The organism is Okeania sp. SIO3B5 (assembly GCF_010692555.1).
Taxonomy (GTDB): Bacteria; Cyanobacteriota; Cyanobacteriia; order Cyanobacteriales; family Microcoleaceae; genus Okeania.
In genome coordinates this window covers 8722-14632 of sequence record NZ_JAAHHG010000233.1, presented here as the reverse complement: position 1 = coordinate 14632, position 5911 = coordinate 8722, and the positions used below count along the sequence as shown (strand labels likewise).

The window sequence follows — 5911 nt, the reverse complement described above, 5'->3', positions numbered from 1 at the left end:
AAAAGTAGCTGATACGAGAAAAGATTTTCATTTCAAAACGGCTAATCAATTATTATCCAATTACGATATTGTAGCAGTTGAGAAACTGAATATAAAAGGTATGGCTAAGTCTAGATTAGCTAAGTCTGTACATGATGCAGGCTGGGGTCAATTTAATACTATATTAACTAACAAAGCCGTTAGCGAAGCTCCTCTGAAAGAGGCAAAAGCTGGTCAGTTAATTGTAGAAGTTAAACCTCATGGAACATCTTTTGAATGTAGCAGCTGTGGTAATAAAGTAAAGAAAACTTTAACTCAGAGACAGCATAATTGCCCTAACTGTAATCTATCAATTGGTAGAGACTTAAATGCTGCAATTAATATTAAAAATAGAGCCAAAGCATTGATTAAAGACTGGCTGCCACCAGTCAAATTTGAAGCCGATCAAGGTACTCAATTGAGCCTATTCGCGCATCAATTGAAGAGGAAGGGCATTCCTTGTTAGCTCAGTTTATGTCTACATAGTAGAGTCCCTGAGAAGCCCGCACGCTCTGCTAGTCTCAGTGTCGGGAGTATGTCACGAAACAGCCTAAGTATTTGTAGCAAAAATTTTAGTATTTCATCTAAAATACCTCACCTATAGCAATACAAGAATTGGTTAGGACATTTTTCAATCCTAAAACTCTTTTACAGTTCCCTGTTCCCTGTTCCCTGTTCCCTGTTCCCTGTTCCCTGTTCCCTGTTCCCTGTTCCCTGTTCCCTAGCGCGTAGCGCTATAAAACTTTTTTCCGGAAAGTTGCCAAGTTCAGTTGTTTATGATAGAAAAAGCCAGATTATAATATCTGAAAATCTATGCTTACCTATTAAGGTTAGTATTATAAGATATCAAAAACTCTGGTATTACTAAATATCGTTAGGAGTCAGGAAAGATTCCATGAATAAATTCTCCAAAATAATATATTTAATTGTCAAATTAACTCTGGTTGCTTTCGGAATAATTGTTATTTTTACAACTTTTATAAAAACAGAATATTCCGCAAATTCTGTTTCTCTCGAAGCAGGCGAAAAAATTGCTGAGATTAGAAATACAAAAGATATCCAGTATGTTAATACTTTAGATTCACAAGTAACTGAAAATAGTGAAGAATATGATGTTATTCAGGTACAAACTAGATTAAAACAAAAAGGTTATTATCCCGGAGCTATAGATGGAGTTTACGGAGAACAAACTCAGGAGGCTGTTTATAACTTTCAACTTAGTATGGGGTTAGAAGCAACGGCAATAGTTGATGAAAAAACTTGGACTTTGCTTCAAGGAAATACTAGCAATTCCCCCCAAAAGTCTTCCTCAGAAAAGTTGCTCTCTCCGGATATACAAAAAATTGTTGACCGAGGTGAGTTAATTGTTGCGATGACAGAGTATGATAATTCACCTTTTTTTGTTGAAAATAAAAGGGGTGAATTGGAAGGATTAGATATTAAAATTGCCAGAGGTTTGGCTGAAGCTTTAGGGGTTGAACTTCAGATTAATCGTAGTGCTAAAACTTTTAATGAAGTGGTTGAAATTGTCGATCTAGGTCAGGCAGATTTAGCTATTTCTAAACTTAGTCAAACTTTGAATAGAGCTAAGATAATTTCTTTTTCCGATCCTTATTTAACTATGCGTCAGGGTTTGTTACTCAACCGAGTACAATTAACTAAGGCAGCTAAAAATAAAGAGACAGTAGAATTTTTGAGGGATTTTGAAGGCAAGATTGGAGTAATTGATGGTTCTTCCTATGAAGGATTTGCCAAACAGAAATTTCCCAAGGCTACAATTGTGAGGTATACGAGTTGGGAACAGGTTGTAAAAGGCGCTATTCGAGGAGATATATTAGCAGCTTACCGGGATGAATTAGAAGTAAAAAAGATTGTTATAAATCAACCAAATGTGGCTTTAAATTTTCAAACTGTTGCCTTAACAGATACTCAAGATCCTATAGCAATTGCTCTGCCATGGTCTAGCAATCACCTGCTAGAATTTGTTAATTTATATCTAAAAATTACTAATAATCATTATAGTGTTAATAGTTTGTTGGATGAATATTCTGAGTTATTAGAAACATCTAGTGCTGATAAATTTAATTGAAGAAGGCAGAAGGCAGAAGGAAGAAGGCAGAAGGCAGAAGGCAGAAGGCAGAAGGCAGAAGGCAGAAGGCAGAAGGCAGAAGGCATCCCCCCTAATCCCCTTTGAAAGCTATGCTTTATAAACATCTTTCTTAACATAAAACTTGACAAAATAAACAAATTATGTTGGAGACTTTAAAAATCTTTTTCTAGAGAGAAAATGTATTTAAAAGTACATTTATTTTGAATAATAAAGTAGTTTTACTTAGATACTATGACTATTTCTCCCTTCTCCCCTTCTCTCCGTGTCCCCGTGTCTCCGCGTCTCCGTGTCCTCGTGTCTGAGGAGTTCCTTATAAGGGATAGCTCTTTGAAAGGGGGGAGGTAGAAGGAAAAATTGCTTATGTATAGTCAATGACAAGTCACTTCGTGTCTTATGAACCTAAGTAATTTTAATTACCCTCTGTCATTTCAGTTATCAGTTATCAGTTATCAGTAAAGTGGGGTGTTAAACCTGTAGAAAAGATAAAATTTTTTGATAATTATTTATGATGAAAAAAAATAAAGGATTCAATTTTTATTCATTAATTAGAGTTTTGCGTAATCCATGGTGTATTTTACCTGGAATTTTACTAGGATTATATATAGGGATTTTTGAAAAAGATATAGCTTTGATGTTAACTCCTTTTGGAAATCTTTATCTTGAGCTGCTGAAAATGTGTGTTTTACCTTTGTTATTTTCCGCAATAACAATGAGCGTAGGTAGGCTAATAAGTAGTCAGGAAGCTAATAAATATGTCAAACGTATTTTAATTGTATTTTCTATTGGCCTTATTGGGGTAAGTATAATTGGATTAATTGTTACATTACTCACTAATCCGGGAGGGAATTTAGACGATTCAAGTTTAACAACTTTGGGTATAATTGTTAACAAATCCCAATTAGATTTAGAGGTATCTCTTACTGGTAAAATGATTGAAGAAGTGGTCGAGCAAAAAACAACTTTAATATCTTTTTTATTGAATTTAGTTCCTGAGAATATTTTTGCATCTTTAAGTGAAGGTAAGGCTCTGGAAATACTTTTTTTTGCTATTGTTTTTGGTTTAGCAATGGGATATCTCAAACAATCTTATAAGGAAGAAGTGTTTAATATTTTAGAAACTATATTTAAAGCTTCAAAAAAGTTAATTGATTGGATAATTTTATTCCTGCCCATGGGTTTATGTTGTCTTTTAGCTAGCCAAATAGCGACGACAGGTTTTGGTATTTTAGCTGCTATGAAAAATTTTGTAATCATTACAATTTTAATATTTTTTATTATTTATGTAGTTAGCACCCTTGTTGTTTGGCAAAAGACAGATTGTTCTTTGTGGGAAGTGTTGATTAGTTTAAAAGAACCAACAATTTTAGCTTTGGCAACTAGGAGTAGTTTTACTTGTTTGCCGTCTTCCATTTCTGCTTTAACTGAACTGCTGAAATTTGAGAAACAAACAGTTAATTTAGTGATTCCTCTGGCAATTACTGTTTGTAGATTCGGTCCCGTGGCTTATTTTGCCACAACTTCCGTATTTGTAGCTCAACTTTATCAGCATCAGTTAAACTTATCTAGTTTTGTAGTTATTATTGTTGCTTCCATTTTAGCAGGGATGGCAACAGCAGGAGCGACGGGAATTTTAACTTTAACATTATTAGATTTAGTACTGCAACCTTTGGGATTACCACTAGAAGCAATACTGGTGTTATTGATTGCGGTAGATCCAATTATCGATCCATTCCGGACTTTGAGTATTGTTCATACAGGAATTGCAGCTACAGCAGCAGTTGCTGATTATAAGCGATCGCCAGCATTAGACTCTCAAGTTCAAAGGTCGATAGTCTAATTCACTAAAGTCAGAAATCAGAAGTCAGAAGTTATATTTTAGCGACTTGAAAGCTGAATTTTACAGTAATTTCAGCTTAAAGCGGTTTTCATTTGGGTAGACTACAGTAGGGACGTTCCATGGAACGTCCCTACAAGGTTTGATGTCTGAAGATGTGGTTCATCAATTTGAAAAGCGCTGTATTATTTGACTTGATGAATTATATCATGTCCGGTAGCATCGGAGCGTGTATAAAATTAAGGTGACAATGAAAGAAAACCTTCTGCCTCCTGCCTCCTGCCTCCTGCCTTCTGTACACCAAAGTCTAATTATTCAACCGGACATGATATTACCAACTATTTGTGACATTTTTCAAGTAAATTGGTATAATTTTTGAGTAGATGAGTTTGGTCTAACAGTTGGAATTTCTTGATGACCAAATGCTAAATCTAAAGTCAGATTGGCAAGAATATCAAGGGGGTCAATATTAATCAGTGAATGAAGTTTGAGTTTTTGCAACACTACTGATATTTCAGTACATCCAGCAATAACTAATTCTGCTCCTTGCTCTTTTAACCAAGTAATAGCATTTTCTAAAATTGAAATTGCCGGTGGGAAAATTTCGATTCCTGTAGCTTTAATTCCCCAAACAGGATTGTAAATTGCATGCATAATATCTCTTTGTAATTGAGAGTTTAAGGGTGGTGCGATCGCAGTTAATCCTAAAGCACTTAAACTATTATGGTAGAGTTTAGCTTGCAATGTTCCTGTTGTTGATAAAACCCCTACTCGGCGACTATGAGGATAATGACTTTTAATAAATTGTGCAGTGATATCCATCATATGAATCCAGGGAATATCTAACTGAGATTGTACAGCTTCGTAAAATCCATGAGCTGTATTACAGGTAATTACCAAAAAATTTGCTCCTGCCATTTGTAGTATTTTTCCATATTTCACCAATGAAGGAGTACAACTTGGGGCATTTCCCAACAAACTTTGAGTACGATCTGGAATATCAGTTGCATTAATTAGAATTGAAACGGGATGATCTTTATCGGAGGTAGCACCTCGTTCTGTATTTAAAGCAATTAGACGACGTTCAAATTCAATATGTGCTAGTGGCCCTAGTCCACCAAGAATTCCTGGCATTGCTTGTTGTCGAATTGCTTGTTTCATCATAATTTTGTTTTTCGTATTTTTTTATTTTTGTTTTGAACTTCTATACTTTAATCATCTTCCTAATTTCTGGTGGTGGTGGTGATTTAAAAATGAAATTCGAGTGATTTTCAGGAGGTAAGGGGGTGACTTTCAAGGCATATTTATTGTGCCAATATCATGTACGGTTGAACAGTAGTAAAGAACTGAGAGAGTCACGAGCAGTCGGGAGTTAGGAGTCAGGAGAAAAGGAGAAAATCACCCTGTAAAAGGAAGAATGCAGAAGGAAAAGAAGTAAGGTAGCAAAGAAAAAAAGAATTATATTATGTTCAGATTTTCTATTTTTCGATATTCACCTATTACCTACTACCTGTTCTTGATTCCCTATTCCGTAAATTTAGAAAAAAATTTTGAAAAGTTTTTGAGCAGATCGCGTAGGGTGCGTTAGTCTACTACTGGACTGACACTGAAAATAGATATAGTGTTTCGGTGCGTTACGCTCCGCTAACACACCCTACTGGACTGTTTCATCTAAAATGGTGCATTAGATTCAATTCAAAAGTCAAAAGTCATGCATTCAAAAGTAAGAATTTTCAAGTTAAAAGCTAATGCACAGTTTTAGATGTGTCAGCCTACTACTAGACTGACACGCCTAAAAATGTAGGTTGGGTTGAACGGCAGTGAAACCCAACAAAACCTTACTAATGTTGGGTTTCGGTCCCTCAACCCAACCTACACTTATTGCACTGAAAATAGATATAGTGTTTCGGTGCGTTACGCTCCGCTAACACACCCTACTGGACCAAATA

The 5911-nt window shown here is 35.3% G+C and carries 5 protein-coding genes; 4 read left to right on the top strand and 1 reads right to left on the bottom strand.

The genetic code is table 11. From position 1 onward, the window contains the following. The 4 genes from F6K54_RS25505 to F6K54_RS25490 all read left to right on the top strand — a co-directional run. Nucleotides 1-484 (top strand): transposase (locus F6K54_RS25505; protein ID WP_293083691.1); only part of this gene is annotated, 484 nt, incomplete at its 5' end. Between the two features lie 429 nt (nucleotides 485-913). Further along, entirely contained in the window at nucleotides 914-2107 is a 1194-nt protein-coding gene (locus F6K54_RS25500) for a peptidoglycan-binding protein (protein WP_293083688.1), read from the top strand. Beyond that, complete coding sequence (locus F6K54_RS25495; protein WP_293083685.1) at nucleotides 2088-2228, top strand: hypothetical protein; 141 nt, start codon at nucleotides 2088-2090, stop codon at nucleotides 2226-2228. The genes F6K54_RS25500 and F6K54_RS25495 overlap by 20 nt, the downstream gene beginning before the upstream one ends. 405 nt (nucleotides 2229-2633) lie before the next feature. Continuing rightward, nucleotides 2634-3965 (top strand): dicarboxylate/amino acid:cation symporter, encoded by a 1332-nt coding sequence (locus tag F6K54_RS25490; protein WP_293083683.1) that lies wholly within the window; start codon nucleotides 2634-2636, stop codon nucleotides 3963-3965. Nucleotides 3966-4316: 351 nt separating this feature from the next. Here the strand turns inward: F6K54_RS25490 and F6K54_RS25485 are convergent, their stop codons facing one another. Beyond that, on the bottom strand, nucleotides 4317-5126 hold the full coding sequence (locus tag F6K54_RS25485; RefSeq protein WP_293083680.1) for an aspartate/glutamate racemase family protein: 810 nt from the start codon (nucleotides 5124-5126) through the stop codon (nucleotides 4317-4319). Nucleotides 5127-5911: the final 785 nt, after the last annotated feature.